Annotated in this window: 18 protein-coding genes; 11 read left to right on the top strand and 7 right to left on the bottom strand. The window is 40.8% G+C overall.

The window, feature by feature from the left end:
- Nucleotide 1 precedes the first annotated feature (1 nt).
- The 10 genes from ilvA (at nt 2) to argH (ending at nt 10891) form a co-directional block, all read left to right on the top strand.
- The gene (gene ilvA / locus BM266_RS08840; protein WP_093408497.1) at nt 2–1276 is read left to right on the top strand and encodes a threonine ammonia-lyase; all 1275 of its coding nucleotides are present in this window, start codon (nt 2–4) and stop codon (nt 1274–1276) included.
- Between the two features lie 353 nt (nt 1277–1629).
- On the top strand, nt 1630–2265 hold the full coding sequence (locus tag BM266_RS08835; RefSeq protein WP_093408494.1) for a GNAT family N-acetyltransferase: 636 nt from the start codon (nt 1630–1632) through the stop codon (nt 2263–2265).
- A gap of 74 nt (nt 2266–2339) precedes the next feature.
- Entirely contained in the window at nt 2340–3527 is a 1188-nt protein-coding gene (locus BM266_RS08830; protein ID WP_093408491.1) for an argininosuccinate synthase, read from the top strand.
- Entirely contained in the window at nt 3524–4486 is a 963-nt protein-coding gene (gene argC, locus BM266_RS08825) for an N-acetyl-gamma-glutamyl-phosphate reductase (RefSeq protein WP_093408489.1), read from the top strand. Before BM266_RS08830 ends, argC begins: the two co-directional genes overlap by 4 nt.
- Before the next feature lie 114 nt (nt 4487–4600).
- On the top strand, nt 4601–5395 hold the full coding sequence (gene proC, locus BM266_RS08820) for a pyrroline-5-carboxylate reductase (RefSeq protein WP_093408486.1): 795 nt from the start codon (nt 4601–4603) through the stop codon (nt 5393–5395).
- Between the two features lie 2 nt (nt 5396–5397).
- A complete protein-coding gene (locus tag BM266_RS08815; protein WP_093408484.1) occupies nt 5398–6528 on the top strand; it encodes an aspartate aminotransferase family protein in 1131 nt (376 codons plus the stop codon).
- Nucleotides 6529–6578: 50 nt separating this feature from the next.
- Nucleotides 6579–7520 (top strand): N-acetylornithine carbamoyltransferase, encoded by a 942-nt coding sequence (locus tag BM266_RS08810; RefSeq protein WP_093408481.1) that lies wholly within the window; start codon nt 6579–6581, stop codon nt 7518–7520.
- A gap of 58 nt (nt 7521–7578) precedes the next feature.
- A complete protein-coding gene (gene argB / locus BM266_RS08805) occupies nt 7579–8358 on the top strand; it encodes an acetylglutamate kinase (protein ID WP_093408577.1) in 780 nt (259 codons plus the stop codon).
- The gene (locus tag BM266_RS08800) at nt 8358–9437 is read left to right on the top strand and encodes a M20 family metallo-hydrolase (RefSeq protein WP_093408478.1); all 1080 of its coding nucleotides are present in this window, start codon (nt 8358–8360) and stop codon (nt 9435–9437) included. The genes argB and BM266_RS08800 overlap by 1 nt, the downstream gene beginning before the upstream one ends.
- Before the next feature lie 176 nt (nt 9438–9613).
- Complete coding sequence (gene argH, locus BM266_RS08795) at nt 9614–10891, top strand: argininosuccinate lyase (RefSeq protein WP_093408476.1); 1278 nt, start codon at nt 9614–9616, stop codon at nt 10889–10891.
- A gap of 502 nt (nt 10892–11393) precedes the next feature.
- Here the strand turns inward: argH and leuB are convergent.
- The 4 genes from leuB to BM266_RS08775 all read right to left on the bottom strand — a co-directional run bounded on the left by leuB (nt 11394) and on the right by BM266_RS08775 (nt 15839).
- Complete coding sequence (gene leuB / locus BM266_RS08790) at nt 11394–12509, bottom strand: 3-isopropylmalate dehydrogenase (protein WP_093408473.1); 1116 nt, start codon at nt 12507–12509, stop codon at nt 11394–11396.
- Between the two features lie 63 nt (nt 12510–12572).
- Entirely contained in the window at nt 12573–13187 is a 615-nt protein-coding gene (leuD, locus tag BM266_RS08785) for a 3-isopropylmalate dehydratase small subunit (protein WP_093408471.1), read from the bottom strand.
- A gap of 1 nt (nt 13188) precedes the next feature.
- Nucleotides 13189–14571, bottom strand: coding sequence for a 3-isopropylmalate dehydratase large subunit (gene leuC, locus BM266_RS08780; protein WP_093408575.1), 1383 nt, complete (start codon nt 14569–14571; stop codon nt 13189–13191).
- 95 nt (nt 14572–14666) lie between these two features.
- Nucleotides 14667–15839, bottom strand: a complete 1173-nt coding sequence (locus BM266_RS08775) for a 2-isopropylmalate synthase (protein ID WP_093408468.1) — start codon at nt 15837–15839, stop codon at nt 14667–14669.
- Nucleotides 15840–15987: 148 nt separating this feature from the next.
- Between BM266_RS08775 and BM266_RS08770 the strand changes: the two genes are divergently transcribed.
- A complete protein-coding gene (locus BM266_RS08770; protein ID WP_093408466.1) occupies nt 15988–17532 on the top strand; it encodes a hypothetical protein in 1545 nt (514 codons plus the stop codon).
- A 210-nt stretch (nt 17533–17742) separates the two neighbouring features.
- Here the strand turns inward: BM266_RS08770 and BM266_RS08765 are convergent, their stop codons facing one another.
- From BM266_RS08765 to panB, 3 genes are all read right to left on the bottom strand, one after another.
- Nucleotides 17743–19500 carry a cache domain-containing protein gene (locus tag BM266_RS08765; RefSeq protein WP_093408464.1) on the bottom strand — a complete coding sequence of 586 codons (1758 nt, stop codon included), beginning with the start codon at nt 19498–19500 and terminating at the stop codon, nt 17743–17745.
- A gap of 260 nt (nt 19501–19760) precedes the next feature.
- Nucleotides 19761–20456, bottom strand: coding sequence for an RluA family pseudouridine synthase (locus tag BM266_RS08760; RefSeq protein ID WP_093408462.1), 696 nt, complete (start codon nt 20454–20456; stop codon nt 19761–19763).
- 55 nt (nt 20457–20511) lie between these two features.
- Nucleotides 20512–21330 (bottom strand): 3-methyl-2-oxobutanoate hydroxymethyltransferase, encoded by an 819-nt coding sequence (gene panB / locus BM266_RS08755; RefSeq protein WP_093408460.1) that lies wholly within the window; start codon nt 21328–21330, stop codon nt 20512–20514.
- Between the last annotated feature and the right edge of the window lie 57 nt (nt 21331–21387).

Raw genomic sequence — 21387 nt, 5'->3', positions numbered from 1 at the left:
GATGAGCACTTTGCTGGCAGAAACCAAAATATACAAACCAAGTCTTGAAGCGGTAAAAGAAGCTGCAGAGAGGATTAAAAAGGTGGTGGTAAAAACCCCACTTGCGCCTTCTTTTACCTACAGCAACCGCTATTCAGCAAATATTTTTCTGAAAAGGGAAGATTTGCAACAGGTACGTTCCTATAAAATTAGGGGAGCATATAACAAAATCTCCAGCCTTCCGCAGGAGCAGTTGGACAGGGGTGTAATTTGTGCCAGCGCCGGAAATCACGCACAAGGTGTTGCCTTTGCCTGTAATAAACTGCAGGCAAAGGGCGTGATCTATATGCCGGGAACCACCCCACGCCAAAAGGTGGAACAAACCAGAATGTTCGGCGGGGAGTGGGTTGATGTTGTTTTGAAGGGCGATACCTTTGACGATGCCTTTAAAAATGCGATGAAGCACCGTGAGAAATACGATCTGGTTTTTATTCATCCTTTTGACGATGAGAAAGTTATCGAAGGTCAGGCCACTATTGGCCTGGAGATCCTGGAGCAAGCCAGCGAACCAATAGATTATGTCTTTGCACCACTTGGAGGTGGCGGACTTTTAGCCGGGCTCTCCTCCATATTCAAGGAACTTTCACCCAATACAAAAATTATAGGAGTAGAACCCGAAGGCGCCCCGTCTATGACTTCTTCCCTGAAACAGGGAAAAGTTGTGGAACTGGACGATATTGAACGCTTTGTAGATGGAGCAGCCGTGCAGAAGGTCGGTAGTAGAAATTTTGCGATATGCAGGGAGAATCTTGATGAGATGATCACTATACCGGAAGGGAAAATTTGCCAAACCATTCTGGATCTTTATAATCAGGATGCTATTGTGGTGGAGCCTGCAGGAGCTATGGCTATTTCGGCTCTGGATCATTTTGCTGAAGAGATTGAAGGTAAAAATGTGGTGTGCATCGTAAGCGGCAGCAATAACGACATCACCAGAACTGCAGAGATCAAGGAAAGAGCATTGTTGTATGCCGGATTAAAACATTATTTCGTGATAAGCTTTCCGCAGCGGGCAGGCGCTTTAAAGGAATTTGTCGCGAAAGTGCTAGGGCCTAATGATGACATCACCCATTTTGAATATTCAAAAAAGCATCACAGGGAAAATGGTCCTGCGGTGGTAGGGATAGAACTAAACGACCCGGCCGACTTTGAACCATTGGTAGCCAGAATGAAAGCGAAGAATTTTTACGGGGAATATTTGAATGATAAACCAAATTTATTTCAATTTTTGGTGTGATTTTTTTGTTGGTTAGAAAATTGCATTACATTTACAGCGTGATAAATACGACACAAATAATATTCCCCGTTTCTCGCTTGTGCCGCCTTCGCCGTTGCTAAGCGATTAACCTGTTCTGTCCTTTTTTTTTAATATTATTTGATTATCACATTTTGAAAAAACTTTTTTCCATATTTACTTCAATTCTCTTCAGAAATAATTCTGAAATCCCTGTTCTTGTTATAATTCCAACCAGGAACCCCCGCTTTATTCGCCGCCGCCCGGGGCGTATGTAATTCTATGGAACTTAGGTGAGTCCGGTTCCCCCTTCAGCGAAAAAATAAAAATTCAATTCATCCTTAAATTCTTAGTCAGTGAAAATACTCATTGCTAATACTTCTCATTCCCGGTATGCCGGGATCATTTGTGATACTATCGAAGAGTCGGCGAAGGTGCGTGGTACAGGTATAGCCCGAAGAACGCCTGAGTACATCATTAACAAGATGGAAAAAGGTAATGCCGTGATCGCTCTTGACGGTGATAAATTTGCCGGTTTCTGCTATATCGAGACCTGGAGCCACGACAGGTATGTGGCAAATTCAGGCTTAATTGTGCATCCAGATTACAGGAATCAGGGACTGGCCAAGAAGATCAAGGAGGTAATTTTTGAGCATTCCAGGAAGAAATATCCCAAGGCAAAGATCTTCGGGATCACCACCGGCCTGGCCGTGATGAAAATCAATTATGAGCTGGGATATCAACCCGTACCCTTTTCTGAACTTACCGATAATGATGCTTTCTGGAAAGGTTGCCAAACCTGTAAGAATTACGATATCCTAACCCGAACAGAGCGTAAAATGTGCTTGTGCACGGGAATGATGTACGATCCTGAAAGAAAAAAGGATGTAAAAAAAACAAATAAAAAGGAAAGCTTTAACGATAAAGCTTTTAAAAGGTTGAAGAATATAAAGCAAACCCTTTTTTATAAAAAAGAGAAGAACGGAAGTTAACAAGGGGGCTTTCCCGAGTGGAATAAAAAAATATTAGTGAATTCGTGGCCATAACCACAGTTTAAATTAAAGAAATGAAAAAAGTAGTCATAGCATACAGTGGAGGTTTGGATACTTCTTACTGTGCAAAATATTTATCTAAAGAAGGGAATTTTGAGGTCCATGCCGTAAGTGTAAATACCGGTGGGTTTTCAGAGGAAGAAGTGAAGAAAATAGGAGAAAACGCGCAAAAAATAGGGGCAAAGACCTATAAGAATATCGATGCAGTTTCCTCATTTTACCAGAAAGTGGTGAAATATTTAATCTTCGGAAATGTCTTGAAGAATAATACCTATCCGCTATCTGTTAGTGCGGAAAGGATCGTTCAGGCCATAGAGATCGTTAATTATGCCAAAAAGATCGATGCGAAATATATTGCCCACGGCAGTACCGGTGCAGGAAACGACCAGGTACGTTTCGATATGATCTTTCAAATAATAGCTCCCGAAATTGAAATTATCACGCCAATCAGGGATAAGCAACTCAGCCGACAGGAAGAGATTGAATACCTGAAGCAGAACGGTGTTGAAATGAATTGGGAAAAATCCAAATATTCGGTAAACAAAGGACTTTGGGGAACCAGTGTGGGTGGAGCGGAAACCCTGACCTCAGAAAAACCCTTACCTGAAAGTGCTTATCCTTCCCAACTTCAGGAGAAAGAACCAAAACAAATCAGTTTGACATTTATCAAAGGAGAACTTTCAGCCGTAAATGGAAAAGAAAATTCCCCGGAAAAGAATATTGAAATTCTTGAAAATATCGCTTCCAGATATGCCATTGGCCGGGATATTCACGTGGGTGATACGATTATAGGAATAAAGGGAAGAGTTGGTTTTGAAGCCGCCGCCGCGTTAATTACTATTAAAGCTCACCATTTATTGGAAAAACATACCCTTAGCAAATGGCAATTACAACATAAGGATTACCTGGCTAATTGGTACGGAACCCATTTACACGAAGGTCAGTATTTAGAACCCGTAATGCGGGATCTGGAGGCTTTTTTAGAAAGTTCACAAAAGCAGGTAAGCGGGGAGGTTTTCGTAACGCTGAATCCTTACCGATTCACGCTTGATGGAATTAAATCTAAGAACGATTTGATGAATTCCAGCTTCGGAAACTACGGCGAAGAGAATAAAGCCTGGACGGCTGATGATGCGAAAGGATTCATCAAAATTTTATCGAATGCCGGGAAGATTTACCAACACGTAAATGGAAAAAAATGATTAAAGCAGGAATAATTGGTGGGGCTGGCTACACGGCCGGGGAACTTATCAGGATATTAATAAATCATCCTGAAGTGAAACTGGATTTTGTATACAGCACTTCCCAACCCGGAAAACCGGTGGCGGGAGTGCATCAGGATTTGCTGGGAGAAACCGATTTGCAATTTAGTGGACAAATCAATAAAAATGTAGATGTGGTTTTTTTGTGCCTGGGACATGGAAATTCGGTGAAATTTCTTGCGGAAAATCAGTTTTCAGGAAATACCAAAATCGTAGACCTAAGCACAGATTATAGAATGAGTGGTGAACACTCTTTTGTTTACGGACTTCCTGAATTTAATAAAGAGAAAATCAAAAAGGCCGATTTTATCGCTAACCCTGGTTGTTTCGCCACAGCGATTAGCCTGGCTATTTTGCCACTTGCAAAAGCCGGTTTGTTACAGGATGACGTGCATGTAAATGCGGTTACCGGCGCAACCGGCGCGGGAACCTCACTTTCGGCCACTACACATTTTACCTGGAGGGATAATAATTTCTCCAGTTACAAGGCTTTTGAACATCAGCATTTAAATGAGATAGGGCAGAGTTTGAAAATCCTTCAGAAGGACAAGCTCCCGGAAATTAATTTTATTCCGAACAGGGGAAATTTTTCCAGGGGAATTCACGCAACAGCCTACACAAAATTTGACGGTAATTTAGAGCAGGCAAAAAAAATCTATTCTGAAGCTTATATAGATTCGGTTTTTACGTTTGTAGTTGAGGAAGATTTGCATTTAAAACAAGTGGTAAACACCAATAAATGCCTGTTGAAATTGCAGAAATTTGGAGATAAGCTATTAATTACCAGTATTATTGATAACCTATTGAAAGGTGCTTCGGGGCAGGCAGTTCAGAATATGAATTTGATGTTTGGTTTTGAAGAGACATCAGGATTAAAATTAAAAGCGAGTTATTTTTAAAAAATAGCCACTAATACACGAATTGTATTTATGAATTGAAATATCACTAAGCACTGAAGATTGTTAAAAGGATATTTGTGATTTCGTGGCAAGCTAACGACTAAAACCAAACCAATGAAAATAGCCATTATCGGAACCGGAAATCTTGGGCTTTCCATTGCCAAAGGCCTGATTGTAAACAATGCGTTTACCACGCTGTACCTTACGAAAAGAAAGACCGAAGAGATTCAGGAATATGAGCAGCATTCGAAGCTTAAGGTTACCAGCGATAACCGGGAAGCGGTGCAGCATTCAGATATTCTAATTTTTGCGGTACAGCCCACCCAAATGGAGCGTATTCTTAAAGAAATAAAAGATGATCTTCACGAAAACCACGTCCTCATCTCTACTGTCACGGGATTTAAAATCCCAGCTATTGAGGCTATTGTTGGGGAAGAACAGTTTATTGTTCGCTCGATGCCAAATACCGCTATTGCCGTAGGCAAATCGATGACCTGCCTTTGTAGCAATGAGAAAGGCAAAAAACGCATCGCTATTGCTGAGGCTATTTTTAATCGTTTGGGAACCAGTATTATTATTCCTGAAAATAAAATGCAGGCTGCCACAGTAATTTGTGCCAGCGGGATCGCTTTTTGGATGCGTCTTATACGCGCCACCACTCAGGGCGCTGTACAACTTGGTTTTGATGCTAAAGACGCGCACGAGCTTTCTATGCAAACCTGTTTGGGGGCTGCGAGCCTGCTCATCGAATCGGGGAAACACCCGGAAGAAGAAATCGATAAGGTAACCACGCCACGGGGTTGCACTATTGAGGGCCTGAACGAAATGGAACATAACGGCCTTAGTTCTTCTTTAATAAAAGGCATCCAGGCTTCATTCAAAAAAATTAATACTATTACAACCGACTAACTATGGAATTATTTGATGTTTATCCATTATACGATATCACCCCGGTAAAGGCTAAGGGCGCTTACGTTTTTGATAAAGAGGGGAAGAAATATTTAGACCTTTATGGCGGTCACGCGGTAATTTCGATTGGGCATTCCCATCCGGCTTACGTGAATGCAATTTCCAAACAAGTTGCCGAACTGGGTTTTTATTCAAATTCGGTTAAAAATCCTATGCAACAGGAACTTGCCGATAAACTGGAGAAACTTTCCCAAATAAAGGATTACAGCCTGTTTTTATGTAATTCGGGTGCTGAAGCGAATGAAAATGCCTTGAAAGTGGCCTCTTTCCATACCGGAAAAGACCGGGTTATTTATTTCGAAAAGGCTTTTCACGGAAGGACCTCCGGAGTAGTTGCGGTTACCGATAACGAAAATATCCAGGCTCCGTTTAACCAGAATCATAAGGCTACGAAAATTGCTTTTGAAGAAGATACTGAATCCCTGGAAAGTGAGCTGAAAAAAGGCGATGTTGCAGCGGTAATTTTTGAAGTCATCCAGGGAGTAGGCGGCCTGGATGAAGCATCTACTGAATTTTATCAAAAAACGGCTGAATTGTGTAAAAAATATAATTCGGTTTTAATTGCAGACGAAGTGCAGTCAGGTTACGGCAGGACGGGTGATTTTTTCGCTTTTCAGAAACACAATATTCGCCCTGATGTTATTTCTGTCGCCAAAGGAATGGGCAATGGGTTTCCGGTTGGTGGGGTTTTAATCGATAAATCTATTAAAGCAAAGTCGGGAATGCTGGGAACTACTTTTGGAGGAAATCACCTGGCTTGTGCCGCAGGGATTTCGGTTTTGAAAGTAATTGAAAAGGAAAATCTTCTGAAGAATGCCAGTGACCTTTTCGAATATGTAAAGGAAAAAGCAACAGAAATTCCGCAGATTAAAAAAATAAAAGGCCGCGGATTGATGATAGGCCTGGAATTCGATTTTGAGATCGCCCAGTTAAGAAAAGAGCTTTTGTTTAAACATCATATCTTTACTGGTGCTTCTGCAAACAAGAAACTCCTGCGGATTTTACCCCCTTTAAATATCAAAAAAGAACATTTTGATAAGTTATTTAAAGCTTTAAAGATTGTTTTAAAATAGAATAGACCTCATAGGTTTTTATAACCTGGAAGGTCTAAAAAAAACATATTATGAAAAATTACACAGGATTATCAGATATAGAGGATTTACAACAGGTGATCACCGAAGCGCTGGAACTAAAAAAGGGTAATTCTACCCTGGAAATTGGTAAAGGAAAAACCCTGGGAATGCTGTTTTTTAATCCGAGTCTGAGAACCCGGTTAAGTACCGAAAAGGCCGGAAAATTGCTAGGAATGGACGTGATGGTGATGAATGCCGGAAGCGATAGCTGGAAACTGGAATTTGAAGACGGAGCCGTAATGGACTCTGATAAAGCTGAACACATCAAAGAAGCCGCGGGAGTCTTGTCGCAGTATTGTGATATTATCGCCGTGAGGGCATTCCCGGATTTGCAGGACAAAGAAATAGATGAAGCTGAAATAGTGTTGAATAGTTTTAAAAAATACGCTTCTGTGCCGGTTGTGAACCTTGAGAGTGCCACCGGACATCCTTTGCAGGCGCTTACTGATGCGATTACTATTTCAGAATTAAAGAAGAATGACAGGCCAAAAGTTGTGCTTAGTTGGGCACCGCACCCAAAAGCATTACCCCAAAGCGTGCCTAATTCTTTTGCTGAAATTATGCAAAGGTTGGATGTTGATTTTGTGATTACTAATCCAAAGGGCTACGATCTTAATCCTGAGATAACTAAAAATATCCCTGTAATTCATAACCAGGACGAAGCTTTAAAAGATGCCGATTTTGTGTATGTAAAGAACTGGAGCAGTTATGAAACGTACGGGCAGAAACTGAGCGAGGACAAAACCTGGACTTTTTCTGCAGAAAAATTAAAGCAAACCAATAATGCTAAAGTGATGCATTGTTTGCCAGTCAGACGGAATATGGTAATTACTGATGAGGTTTTGGATTCAGAAAATTCGGTCGTGATCCAACAAGCGGGAAACAGAACTTATGCCGCACAGGCAGTTTTAAAAAGGATTTTAGCCCCCTAGCCCCCGAAGGGGAATCCAAATGCTTAAAAAAATAATCATTAGTGAATTTGGCATTATTATGAAAAAAGAGGTTTTAAAAGTTGTAAAAATAGGAGGGAAGCTTATCGAAGATGATGCAAAATTCGCTGAATTCCTTGGTGATTTTGTCGCCTTGAAGGGGCCAAAGATCCTTGTTCACGGCGGGGGAAACCTGGCTACGGAAATCACGGAAAAACTCGGTTACAAAACCCAAATGTTTGAAGGAAGACGAATTACCGATGCCGATTCGATCAGGGTAATCCTCATGGTTTACGGGGGGGTCATTAATAAAAATATCGTTGCTAAGCTTCAGGGGCTTGGGAATAATGCCATAGGTCTTAGTGGTGCGGATGGGTTGAGCATTGTTTCCAAAAAACGTCCTGTTAAAGAAGTAGATTTCGGATTTGTTGGGGATGTAGAGAAAGTGAATTCAGAATTTATCAATTCAATTTTAAAACAAAATATAACCCCGGTCTTTTCAGCAATTTCCTGTACAGAAGATGGATTGCTTTTAAACACCAATGGGGATTCTGTAGCTGCGGAAATCGCTAAGGCAATGAGTTCAATTTATGAAACCGAACTCTATTTTTGCTTTGAGAAAAAGGGCGTGCTGGGAGATGCAGAAGACGACGATTCGGTAATTGGAATAATTACCAGGGATAAATATCAGAAATTGTTGGAAGAAAAAGTAATTAGTGATGGGATGTTGCCAAAATTGCATAACTGTTTTCAGGCTTTGGAAAATGGCGTGAAGAATATATTTCTTGGTGATTTCAGGCTATTAAAAGAAGAATCTGTTTATACAAAAATCAGTAACTGATGAAGCTCGAAGAATTACAAAAAGATGCGATAGCATTACTTAAAAAGCTTATTAGTACGCAGTCTTTTTCAAAAGAAGAAGATAAAACGGCCGATTTGCTGGAAAAATGGTTTAGCGAAAAGGAGATGGCTTTTTCTCGGCATTTAAACAATGTTTGGGCTACCAACAAGTATTTTGATCCAGCTAAGCCCAGCTTGCTGCTAAATTCTCATCACGATACGGTAAAACCCAATTCGGCTTACACCCGGGATCCATTTGAGGCGAAAATTGAAAACGGAAAATTATATGGTTTAGGTAGCAATGATGCGGGCGGTTGCCTGGTATCCTTACTCGCGACTTTTACCTGGTATTATGAAACCAAAGACCTGAAATATAACTTGATTTTTGCCGGAACCGGAGAAGAGGAAATAAACGGGAAAAACGGGATTTCCTGTATGTTGCCAAAAATGCCTAAAATTGATGTGGCTATTGTTGGAGAACCCACTTTAATGCAATTGGCCATTGCCGAGAAAGGCCTGGTGGTTTTTGACGCTAAAGTAAAAGGAACGCCTTCCCATGCGGCACATCCCAACGAGAATAACGCCATCTATAAAACTGCCGATGTTTTAAAATGGTTTGAGGAATTTGATTTCCCAAAGGAATCAGAAGCTTTGGGTGAAGTAAAACTTACCGTCACCCAGATCAATGCCGGAAGCCAGCACAACGTGGTGCCGGGACACGTGGATTTGGTAATTGATGTTCGCGTGAATGACGCTTATTCCAATGCTGAGATCGATGAGATTTTACAGGAAAAAGCCCCCGTGGATGAAATTACCGCACGTTCGCTTAGGTTAAACTCTTCATCGATTCCTAAAGATCACGAGCTGGTTAAAGCGGGAATAGCGTTGGGAATGGAAACTTATGGTTCACCAACGCTTTCAGACCAGGCGATGCTGAATTGCCCTTCCTTAAAATTAGGTCCGGGTGATTCTAGCAGGTCGCATTCCGCAGATGAATTTATTTATCTGAAGGAAATAGAGGATGGGATTGAAACTTATATAAAATTAATAGCCCCCCAGCCCCCGAAGGGGGAGCTTTAAAATTTCGATATATTCCCCGCAGGAAAATCCTGCAAGGTTTCTTGTAGGTTTGAATTAAACTGGCGTCCATCTCAATAATTATTGGATTTTCACATGGATGTTCTTAAATAAAATTGTTGGACCTCACAGGTTTTTAAAACCTGTGAGGTCCAGAGGTTAGATAAAAAAATGAAATTATGAAACTCTGGGATAAAGGATTAGCGATAGATAAAAAAATAGAAAACTTCACGGTGGGAAACGACCGGGAGCTGGATATGCATCTGGCTGAATTCGATTTAAAAGCTTCAAAAGCACACGCCAAAATGCTTGGGAAAGTAGGGATTCTGACCTCCATGGAGGTAAAGGATATAGAAGCGGAACTGGCAAAACTTCAGCAACAACTCGAGAATGGAAGTTTTGAGATTGAAGAAGATTTTGAAGACGTACATTCCAAAATCGAGTTTGAACTAACCAAAGCATTGGGCGATACTGGAAAGAAGATACATACCGCTCGCTCCAGGAACGATCAGGTTTTGGTGGCGATGCAATTGTATTTTAAGGAAAATCTGCAGGAAATTTCAGATAAGACTAAACAATTGATAGAGGTTCTTTTAGGCCTTGCAAAGGAACATCAGGAAAAACTGCTCCCGGGATATACTCATTTGCAGGTAGCGATGCCTTCAAGCTTTGGTTTATGGTTCTCCGCCTATGCCGAGTTATTAATAGACGATCTTTATTTACTGGAAGCAGGATTGAAAATTGTAGACCAGAATCCGTTAGGATCTGCGGCGGGTTATGGCTCTTCTTTCCCAATAGACCGGGAATTTACCACCAAAGAATTAGGATTTGCGACTTTAAAATATAACGTAGTGGCCGCGCAACTGGGACGTGGGAAATGCGAGCGAACGGTAACCTCCAACATCGCCTCGGTTTCTAATACGCTCTCCAGATTTGCCATGGATATTTGTTTGTATATGAGTCAGAATTTTGATTTTATCACTTTTCCCGATGAGCTAACTACCGGTTCCAGCATTATGCCCCATAAGAAAAATCCCGATGTTTTTGAATTGATACGTGGAAAATGCAATAAACTTCAGGCCATCGCTAATGAGATGATTTTAATTACCAATAATTTACCCAGTGGTTATCACCGGGATTACCAGTTAATTAAAGAAAACAGTATTTATGCGGTGGAAAATATTAAAGAGATCCTGGATGTTTTCATCCATTCCATCGCTTTAATCAAGGTTAAGAATATCAATTTACAGGATGAAAAATATAAATACCTGTTTACGGTAGATAGCATCAACGATTTGGTGATGCAAGGAAAATCGTTTAGGGAAGCTTATCAAATAATTGGCGAACAGGTTCAGGAAGGAACCTATGAGGCTGCTGAAGGGAAGAAGCATTCACATTTAGGAAGTAAAGATAATCTTGCGTTGGAGGAGATTAGGAGAAAAAAGGATCAGGTTTAAAGATTCGGTTTTAAGGGGGATTTCGCGGATTTATATTCCGCTCCTCTGGAGCTCCCTTTATTTCGTTTTTCAATCTCCTGCAGATATGTCGCTCCTATGGAGCTGACGTAAATCTTTTGTAAAAAAAGTTCTAGAGGAGCACTATATTTATAGAAAATCAAAAATCGCAAAGATGGTGAGCTCCAGCGGAGTGGCACCATTCAGAAAGCATATTTTAATAAACCACAATTTTTCGGTTGCAAATATCATGTAAGCCTGGAACACAAAGATTCGTGAATTTGTGGCTTTTCAATAGAACATATAGAAATAATAAGATCATGACTAAAATCGCGATAGTTCTATCAGTTTACAACTATAAAGACCCCGATTTTTCATCGGGGTTAATTCAACTAAGGTTTTACAGGCATTACCAATGCCCGTAAAACCAAGTTTCATTAAAAAACCCTCCGCGAGTACCACACAAACACGAAGGGTTCAAAACATAAATGAAGAAAAAATAATCTTAAATAATAGTCATTTGCCCGAGGTTCAGGTTTTCGTTGTTGATGCTAATGTTATCAACTTCGCTGATAAGTCCCTCAAGGAAATCACCCACTTTTTCTGTGGTATAATGGTTATCTTTGTTAATATCAATGGTGCAAACGTTCAGTTTTATACTAAGTTCTACTGCTTTTTTAACGGCTTCAGCTTCCTCAATGAGTCCGAAATGTTCTAAAAGCATTGCAGCAGATAAAATAGAGGCTACCGGGTTTGCAATTCCTTTTCCGGTTGCCTGCGGATAAGAACCGTGAATAGGTTCAAACATAGCACTTTCATTTCCTACAGATGCTGATGCCAATAAACCAATACTTCCCCCAATTACGCTGGCCTCATCAGAAAGAATATCGCCAAACATATTTTCGGTAAGAATCACATCAAATTGCGTTGGGTTCAGGATCATTTGCATTGCGGCGTTGTCTACAAATAGGAAATCCAGTGCTACATCGGGATATTCTTTACCAATTGCGGTAACTGTTTTTCGCCATAGTCTGGAAGTCTCTAAAACGTTAGCTTTATCAACCAATGTTAATTTTCTCGAACGCTTTTCGGCAGCTTTAAACGCCAGGTGAGCTACCCGGGAAATTTCTTCTACAGAATAGGTGCAAACATCGGTAGCGCTTTGTCCGTCTTCCGCGGTAAATTTATCGCCAAAATAAATACCCCCGGTGAGTTCCCGGTAAATAACCATATCGGCACCGGCAATGCGATCGGCTTTTAATGGAGATTGTTCTATAAGCTTGTCGTAAGCTTTTACCGGTCTAATATTGGCAAAAAGACCCAGTCCTTTTCTTAAGTGCAAAAGACCCTGTTCAGGTCTAACTTTCGCATCCGGGTTATTGTCGAATCTTGGATGTCCAATAGCCCCAAACAACACAGCATCAGATTTTTTGCACAATTCCAGCGTAGCTTCAGGTAGCGGATTGTTCAGCAAATCTATTGCTGCCGCACCTACCAGGGCGTCTTCAAACTGAAAGTGGTGATCGAATCGATCTGCTACAGCTTTTAAAACTTTCACTGATTGCTGTGTGATTTCGGGACCTATCCCGTCTCCGGGCAAGACTGCTATTTTTAATTTCATCTTTTTTCTTCTTTATGTGTGGTTTCCCGAAAACTATCGGGATAATCTTTTAAATTTCAAAAACTACAAGAGTGTGGCGGCTTGTATTTTTTGTGATTTTTTCTTTTCAAATTCTTTAATTGCATCCAGTTTACTTACCAGGAAGTCTATATCGTCAAAACCATTGATCATACAGGTTTTTTTATACGGATCTATCTCAAAACTTTCTGAAATATTTTGCTGCGGAATCCCAATCTTCTGGGCTTCGAGGTCAACTTTAATTTCTACGGAAGGATCTTTAGTAATTTCAACGAATAGCTGTTCTAAAAACTCAGGACTTACCTGAACCGGAAGCAATCCGTTGTTAAGCGCATTTCCTTTGAAAATATCGGCGAAATAACTCGAAACAACAACGGTGAAACCGTAGGCTTTTAGTGCCCAGGCTGCATGTTCCCGGCTGGAACCGCAACCAAAATTATCTCCTGCTACCAAAATAGAACCTTTATATTCCGGTTTGTTTAAAGCAAATTCAGGATTCGGTTCGTCGTTTTTATCGAAACGCCAGTCGCGGAAAAGGTTTTCTCCAAACCCGGCTTTATCGGTTGCTTTTAGAAACCGGGCCGGAATAATCTGGTCGGTATCTACGTTTTCTACTTCTAAAGGAACCGCCGTATCGGTTAATGTGATAAACTTTTCCATCTTAATTTAAATGTTTTGTGAAGTCGGTTAATTTACCTGAAACAGCAGTGGCTGCAGCAGTTAACGGACTCGCTAATATCGTTCTGGAACCCTGTCCCTGTCTTCCTTCAAAATTCCTGTTACTGGTAGAAACGCAATATTCGCCGGAAGGAATTTTATCATCGTTCATTGCCAGACAGGCCGAACAACCCGGTTGTCTAAGAGTAAAACCTGCATTTTCAAAAACTTCACGTAGTCCTTCGGCTTCAATTTGTGCGGCAACCTGGCGTGAACCAGGTACAATAAGGGCGTTTACATTTGCTGCTTTTTGCTTGCCTTTTATATAAGCCGCTGCCTGGCGAAAATCTTCAATTCTTGAATTGGTACAACTACCTATAAAAATCCAGTTAATTTGTTTTTCAAGTAAAGATTCTCCGGATTTAAAGCCCATATAAGCTAAGGCTTTAGCATCGCTTTTTCCACCTTCCATTGGAATGGCGCCGCTAATTTTTATGCCCATCCCGGGATTTGTTCCGTAGGTGATCATAGGTTCAATATCTTCGGCATCAAAAGAATATTCCTGGTCGAACTCTGCGTCCTCATCGGTTTTTAGCGTTTCCCAGTAAGCTTGTGCCGCCTCGAATTCTTCCCCTTTTGGTGCGAATTCTTTGCCTTTTACATATTCAAAAGTCGTTTCATCCGGAGCGATCAAACCACCACGAGCACCCATTTCTATGCTCATATTACAAACCGTCATTCGGCCTTCCATAGACATTTCCTTAAAAACATTTCCGGCATATTCGCAAAAATACCCAGTACCTGAATTTGTTCCGAGTTTGCTAATGATGTAAAGGATCACATCTTTTGGTAAAACCCCTTTTTTGAGTTTTCCATTTACATTTACCCTTAATTTTTTGGGTCTTTGAACCAAAACACATTGACTGGCGAAAACCTGGGAAACCTGGCTGGTGCCAATTCCGAAGGCAATAGTACCAAAAGCACCGTGGGTGGAAGTGTGGCTGTCTCCACAAACCATCGTCATTCCTGGTTGGGTAATTCCCAACTCTGGAGCCATTACGTGGACAATTCCGTTATAAGGATGGCCCAGGCCGTAAAGCGTTATATTATTTTCTTCGCAATTTTGGGTTAATTCTTTAAGCTGCTTTCTGGACAACAAATCTTTAACCGGTAAATGTTGATTTTCGGTCGGGGTATTATGATCTGCGGTCGCTACAATTTGATCTGGTCTAAACACTGAAATATCCCTTTCTTTCAACTCGTTAAAAGCTTGCGGACTCGTGACTTCATGTATTAAGTGTTTATCGATATATAAAATATCGGGACCATCAGGTATAGATTCTACCACGTGTGCATCCCAAATTTTATCGAATAAAGTTTTTTTCATTTTTTGTAAATTCAATCCCAGATTGGGCATTCATCTCAGGCTTATAATTATTCACCTGTGAAGCCATTTTAGGGGTCCAGCATCATGCCGGTTCATTAGGCTATTGCTCTTATTTTTCTTTCTGAAATTTCCATAATTTCATGAATATCATTGTCTTCCACACATCTTCTGGCATCGGCATAATTCAGGAATTCGGCATAAACCTGATCTAATTGAAGTTTAGTTAAGTCGTATCCCATTTTCTTGGCTTTATAGGCCAAAGCTGCCCTTCCGCTTCTTGCCGTAAGTACGATTGCAGATTCGGTTACCCCTACTTCCGCAGGATCAATAATCTCGTAAGTTTCCCGATTTTTAATCACGCCGTCCTGGTGTATTCCGGAGCTATGTGCAAAAGCATTGGCGCCTACAATAGCTTTGTTAGGCTGTACAAACATTCCCATTTCGCGGGAAACCATACAACTGGTATCAAAAAGGAATTTCGGGTCTATGTGCGTATTTAAATTCAAAGTTGGGTGTTGTCTTAAGATCATGACAACCTCTTCCAAAGCAGTATTTCCTGCGCGCTCTCCAATTCCGTTAATGGTACATTCTATTTGTCGGGCTCCATTCATCACTCCGGCAATAGCATTTGCCGTAGCAAGACCTAAATCGTTATGACAATGACAGGAAAGTGTGACCTTATCAATGTCTTTTACGTTGTCTTTTAAATACTTTATTTTTCTTCCGTATTCTTCCGGAAGACAATACCCGGTAGTATCCGGAATATTTAATACCGTTGCACCGGCTTTGATCATTTCGGTACAAACACGGGCAAGAAATTCATTATCTGTTCTTCCCGCATCTTCGGCATAAAATTCAACATCGTCTACAAAATTCTTAGCGTGTTTAACCGCGGCTACACCACGCACAATAATTTCTTCTCTCGTAGAATTGAACTTATATTTAATATGAGGATCTGAAGTGCCAATCCCGGTATGAATACGCGGTTTTTTAGCATATTTTAAAGCTTCAGCAGCAACTTCGATATCTTTTTTAACAGCACGGGTGAGTCCACAAACGGCGGCATTCTTTGCCAGCTTAGAGATTTCATAAACCGATTGATAATCGCCGGGACTGGAAACAGGAAAACCTGCTTCAATAACATCTACTCCCAGCTCATCAAGGCGCGCGGCGATTTTAAGTTTTTGGGCTGTATTCAATTTACAACCCGGAACCTGCTCTCCGTCTCGTAACGTCGTGTCAAAAATTTCTACCTTTTCAGTGCTCATAAGAGATTTATTTTGCTTTATCTTTAACTAAAGTATAGTTTTAGCCTGCCCTTAAATTTGTTTTCTGAAAGAGAATTACGATAATTAAAAACTAATCATAAGCTATAAATACACTGATTTACAGTGCTTTGGAAACCTACTTGTTACAATGACTAATGAATTGACCGATAACCTGTTTTCTCTTATAAAGTCTCTTTCTCCTTCTGAAAAGCGACAATTTTCTCTGTATGTTGGAAGAATTGGAGTGAACACCGATAGTAAATTTCTGAATTTATTCAAGGTGATGACTAAGCTGAAAAAATATGATGAGAATGAGATTTTACAGAGAACGAAGATTAGCAAACAACAGCTTTCAAATGTTAAGGCTCATTTGTATAAGCAGATATTGGTGAGTTTAAGGCTTAATCCCGCAAACCAAACAGTTCCGGTACAAATTAGGGAGCAACTGGATTTCGCCTACATTCTTTACCGGAAAGGATTATACAACCAGGCTCTTAAACTGCTTGATAAAACCAAGACTACAGCCCTGCATTATGAAGAGAAAAGTCTGGCTTATGAGATTCTTGAATTGGAAAAGATAATTGAATCCCAGTATATCACCCGGAGCATTCGAAACCGGGCTGAGTTATTGATCCAACAAACTGAAGAGCTTAGTGCACTTACGCAGTTAAACGCCAAATTATCAAACCTCTCTTTACAGCTTTACGGTATTTTTCTGAAAATGGGTTATGCCAGGACCGAGGAGGAAGCAGCTACCATTAGGAGTTATTTTTACGACAATATTCCCGAATATAACTTTAAGGAGTTGGGTTTTCATGAAAAACTCTGGCTTTATAAAGCGCATTTATGGTTTAGTTTCATCACCCAGGATTTTTTGGCCTGTTACCGCTACTCGATGAAATGGATAGACCTTTTTAATGAATATCCGCATTTGGTCTCATTACATCCTGTTTCTTATATTAAGGGCAATCATTACTTACTGGAGTCGCTTTTTTATTTGAATCATGTGAAGGCATTTGAGAAAGTGTTGAAGAAAATGGAGGCCACCCTTAAGGATCCAAAAATTCCAGATGACGATAATATAAAAGCCCTGTCTTTTCTATATCTGTATTCAAATAAGCTGAATTTACGCTTTATGAAGGGTGAGTTTGCCAATGGCGAAGAATTGGTGGAGAAGATACAGAAAAAGATCAAAAAATATAAAGGCCGAATAGACGAACATCATATAATGGTTTTCTATTATAAGATTGCCTGTTTGTATTTTGGTAATGGGGATAATAAGAAATGTATCGTATTTCTGAAAAAGATAATCGATAATAAATCCCTGGAGATGCGGGAAGATCTGATGTGTTTTTCCAGAATTTTGAACCTTGTGGCGCATTACGAAGCCGGGATGGACTATCATCTGGAAAGTCTCATCAAATCTACTTATAAGTTTCTTATTAAGATGAATGACCTGCACGAGGTTCAGAAGGAAATGATACGTTTTCTGAGGAATTTACCTGATGTTTCTCCATTGAAAATCAAGGATGAATTTCGCATACTTCACGCTACTTTGAAGCAATATGAGGACCACCCATACGAACGTCGCGCATTTTTATATCTTGACATTCTATCCTGGTTGGAGAGTAAGATAGGAAACAAGCCAGTTGCCGAAGTGATCTCCAGGAAATTGTCTGAGATGAGTCGTTAATATATCTCCCGGAATATAGAAGATCCTGTATAAAAAAAATAAGATAATTAAACGGTAGGCTGAGGGAGCCTGTTTTCAATCATGCATGCACGGGAATGTTATATTTGATTACTGAACTACAGCAATGGCCATTTATGAGAAGTAAAAAAACTTCCATACACAAAAGCTTTCGAAAATGCCCTTATTATAAATAAATCCGGAAAGGGGTACCTAATCTTTTTCCGGATAATAACCAGATCCTACTATAAAGGTATCCCCATTAGATTGTACCTTTTTCACGAAGGTCATTTTAGTAGCGGGAGTATTGGTGCCTGGTTTAAACCAGGACATTTCCAGCCATCCGCTGCCTTCCTCCATTGCAAGAGCTATCTCGTCCTTTACGACAGGATTCCCTTTAAGATCTTTCATATCAATCAGATTTTTACCTTCCAGAGAAGGTAAGCCAGGGTTTACCAGCTCCGTGCCGTCGGGACTGGTGACGAAAATATAAGTATCCATAAAATAGAACGGACCTTTTTTATCCCGTAACAAATCAAAAGCTTCCCGTCTCTGGTCCTCAATCAAAGCAGCTGCCTGGTGCACCATTTCTTCAATTAAGAATTCATCCATTTTCATGTTGTATATACCACTGCCTACCAGATGATCTTCTCCGGAGGGAAAGCTCACCCGCTTAATGTAACTGGATTTCCATGCTGGAAAGATATCTTCAGGTTCCGGGAACATGTAATGAACCCAACCTTCGCCTGTCTTAGAAGATGTTGTTTCGAGGAACATCTTTCCATAAGGCCTTCCCAGGGCATCCTTGGTTCCGTTAACTATTTTTCCTTCTAAAGTCGAGTCTGCAGCATGGAATATTCTTTTCCCGTCAAGATTCCATACGAACAGATATTTGTCTCCATCATACCAACGCGAATCTTTTGACCTGAATTCCGGAAAAGCTTTTTCACCTTCTTCTTCCAGCTTATCCGCAGCATCGTTCACAAAATTCTTCAGGTCAGAAGGTGTGATCATCTCTCTTTTTAAAGCAGTTCTTGGTGCATCGGCAAGATAGACGCCTGCACCTACCAAAACCCAGCTGTCACCTAATGGTACTTTTCTTACATAAGTTGCTTTCTGGGTGGAGCGATTGTCTCCCGGTTTTGGCCACATATATTCTATCCAGGCCGTGCTATCTTTTTCGACCGCTTTGAACATTTCTTGCACCAGCAATTTGCCTTCAGAATCTTTGAGATCCATGAGATTGCGCCCTTCCAGATTACGGAAGCCTGGATTTACAAGTTCCACCCCGGTTGTGTCCAAAATGAAAATATAAGTATCCTTTACCAGAAAGGGACCTGCGGGATCATAGAGTTTGTTAAAAGCAGCTTTTCCTTCTTTTTTAATTTGTCCCGCTGCATCCTCTACCATATCAATTACAAATTCTTTTTCCATGCGATCATTGTACATGCCACTGCCAATGACATATTCTTTTCCGTCTGGGGCTCGAACTAATTGTACAAAACTACTTTTCCAGCGCGGGAGAAGCCCATCCGGTACCGGCCACTGATAATGGAACCAGCCTTCCTGTTTTTCGGGTAGGTCCGTAGCGGCCGCCAGGAGTCCCCGTATTATAGGTTTGCCATTGACATCCTTAAGATCAAGCTGATTCTTATCTTCCATTTCAGGATCAGCGTGTAAAAGCATATTTCCTTCTTTGTCCAATATAAAAATATAAGTCTCTCCTTTGCCCCAGCGGCTTTCTGGCTTTCGAAATTCCTCAAAAGCAACTTCTCCCTGAGTACGAACCATTTTGGCCGCATCTTTTACCAGACTTTTTATATAATTAGTTGAATCCTGTTCCATGAATTCAACGCCCGTGGAGGGAATCCCTGCAGGTTGTTCAGGGCCATCGTATGTTTGAGCATTTACAGGAGAATTTTGGAAGAAGAATGTTCCAAGGATAAGACCGAAAAAAATGCACGTTCTCATATCAATAGTATTAGATTATTACTCTTGGGGGGAATTGTAGGGGAATCAAATAAACACCATTGCCAGAAGACGAAAAGTATTCGGTTTTTAATCTGATTTGGGAGGATGAGCTGAAGTGAGCCTCAATTCTTGCTTATTCCCTATTAAAGATATGAAAATACAGGCTATCATCATTCTTTAAGATAATGATTTTTATCTCTTTTTCGGGGAAGCTTAAAGGAAAATAACTATACAGGGTTTTGCGCTAAAATATTCCGTATTTAGAGGCTGGCATCCCACAAGGAATCCTGAGGCGGAGCTGCAATAATCTCCAGTTTCTCCTTCTTCACCGGATGTTCAAAAACCAGTTTTCTTGCGTGCAAATGTATACTCGCATCCTTATTACTGCGATCAAAGCCGTATTTCAGATCGCCTTTTATGGGACAACCAATAGCCGAAAGCTGACTGCGAATTTGGTGATGCCTGCCGGTATGTAGGTCTATTTCCAGTAAAAAATAATTGTCGAGTTTTTTCAATATTCGGTATTCCAGAACTGCTCTTTTGCTGTCTGGTACTTCTTTAATATGGGCGTAAGATTTATTTTGTTTCGGGTTTCGTTTTAAAAAATGCGTGAGAATATCGGTGTCTTTTGGCGGAGCATTTTTTACAATCGCCCAGTAGGTCTTTTTTGCTTCCTTTTCCTTGAATAATTTATTGAGGCGGGGAAGGGCTTTTGATGTTTTGGCGAAAATGACAATTCCGCTGGTTGGTCGGTCCAGCCTGTGCACCACTCCCAGATAAACATTTCCGGGTTTGTTGTATTTTTCCTTGAGATAGGTTTTTACTACCTCGCTAAGGGGTTTATCCCCGGTTTTATCGCCCTGAACTATATCTCCCGGGCGCTTATTAACCGCGATAATGTGATTGTCTTCGTAAAGTACCTGAAGGTTGATTTTATTTGAAACAATTTTGTCCACTCAAAAGAATATTAAACAAGATTTATAAACTCCCTTCGGGGAGTCAGGGAGGGGCCTAGTATTGTTCCTGGTCTGATGGGAAATCCCGGTTTTTCACATCATCCCGGTAATTCTCAAAAGCTTTGGTCATTTCAGCGTGAAGATCTGCATAACGTCTAAGGAATCTGGGGTTGAATTCGTGGGTCATTCCGAGCATATCGTGAACCACTAAAACCTGGCCGTCAACGCCATTTCCGGCGCCAATTCCAATGACCGGAATGCTAATACTTTCGGCTACCTCTTTGGCCAGTTTAGCAGGCACTTTTTCCAGTACAATCGCAAAACACCCAATTTTTTCGAGGAGTTTCGCATCAGATTTAAGTTTTTCGGCTTCGGCTTCTTCTTTGGCGCGAACGGTATAAGTCCCGAATTTATAGATAGATTGTGGGGTAAGACCTAAATGTCCCATCACTGGAATTCCGGCGTGAAGAATTCGCTTCAGCGATTCCTTTATTTCCTTTCCACCTTCCAGTTTAACGGCGTGAGCGCCGCTTTCCTTCATAATCCTAATGGCAGAACGTAAAGCTTCCTTGGGGTCGCTCTGGTAACTTCCGAAGGGAAGATCAACAACCACAAGGGCGCGATGAATAGCTCTGATAACACTCTGAGCATGATAGATCATCTGGTCCAGCGTTATAGGAAGGGTGGTTTCGTGCCCAGCCATGACGTTACTGGCCGAATCGCCCACCAAAATCACATCTATCCCGGCACCATCCACAATTTTCGCCATAGAATAATCGTAGGCGGTGAGCATTGCTATCTTCTCACCATTTTGTTTCATATCTACCAGGGATTTGGTGGTTACCCTTTTATATTCCTTTTTTGCAACAGACATATTTTCAATTTTGGAAGGTAAAAATACAAAAACACGCGGTCTTCAGGCAATAGAGCT

It is taken from the genome of Salegentibacter flavus (assembly GCF_900115145.1).
Lineage (GTDB): Bacteria > Bacteroidota > Bacteroidia > Flavobacteriales > Flavobacteriaceae > Salegentibacter > Salegentibacter flavus.
Note: the sequence above shows the minus strand (reverse complement) of the source record. Positions and strands in the feature narration are given on the sequence as shown.

What these genes read in the sequence shown, in the direction of transcription:
- BM266_RS08830 (WP_093408491.1), top strand. Translation starts at nt 2,340, where the DNA reads ATGAAAAAAGTAGTCATAGCATACAGTGGAGGTTTGGATACTTCTTAC.
- argC (WP_093408489.1), top strand. Translation starts at nt 3,524, where the DNA reads ATGATTAAAGCAGGAATAATTGGTGGGGCTGGCTACACGGCCGGGGAA.
- leuC (WP_093408575.1), bottom strand. Translation starts at nt 14,571, where the DNA reads ATGAAAAAAACTTTATTCGATAAAATTTGGGATGCACACGTGGTAGAA.
- argB (WP_093408577.1), top strand. Translation starts at nt 7,579, where the DNA reads ATGAAAAAAGAGGTTTTAAAAGTTGTAAAAATAGGAGGGAAGCTTATC.
- BM266_RS08765 (WP_093408464.1), bottom strand. Translation starts at nt 19,500, where the DNA reads ATGAGAACGTGCATTTTTTTCGGTCTTATCCTTGGAACATTCTTCTTC.
- argH (WP_093408476.1), top strand. Translation starts at nt 9,614, where the DNA reads ATGAAACTCTGGGATAAAGGATTAGCGATAGATAAAAAAATAGAAAAC.
- BM266_RS08810 (WP_093408481.1), top strand. Translation starts at nt 6,579, where the DNA reads ATGAAAAATTACACAGGATTATCAGATATAGAGGATTTACAACAGGTG.
- leuD (WP_093408471.1), bottom strand. Translation starts at nt 13,187, where the DNA reads ATGGAAAAGTTTATCACATTAACCGATACGGCGGTTCCTTTAGAAGTA.
- panB (WP_093408460.1), bottom strand. Translation starts at nt 21,330, where the DNA reads ATGTCTGTTGCAAAAAAGGAATATAAAAGGGTAACCACCAAATCCCTG.
- BM266_RS08770 (WP_093408466.1), top strand. Translation starts at nt 15,988, where the DNA reads ATGACTAATGAATTGACCGATAACCTGTTTTCTCTTATAAAGTCTCTT.
- BM266_RS08800 (WP_093408478.1), top strand. Translation starts at nt 8,358, where the DNA reads ATGAAGCTCGAAGAATTACAAAAAGATGCGATAGCATTACTTAAAAAG.
- leuB (WP_093408473.1), bottom strand. Translation starts at nt 12,509, where the DNA reads ATGAAATTAAAAATAGCAGTCTTGCCCGGAGACGGGATAGGTCCCGAA.
- ilvA (WP_093408497.1), top strand. Translation starts at nt 2, where the DNA reads ATGAGCACTTTGCTGGCAGAAACCAAAATATACAAACCAAGTCTTGAA.
- BM266_RS08815 (WP_093408484.1), top strand. Translation starts at nt 5,398, where the DNA reads ATGGAATTATTTGATGTTTATCCATTATACGATATCACCCCGGTAAAG.
- proC (WP_093408486.1), top strand. Translation starts at nt 4,601, where the DNA reads ATGAAAATAGCCATTATCGGAACCGGAAATCTTGGGCTTTCCATTGCC.
- BM266_RS08775 (WP_093408468.1), bottom strand. Translation starts at nt 15,839, where the DNA reads ATGAGCACTGAAAAGGTAGAAATTTTTGACACGACGTTACGAGACGGA.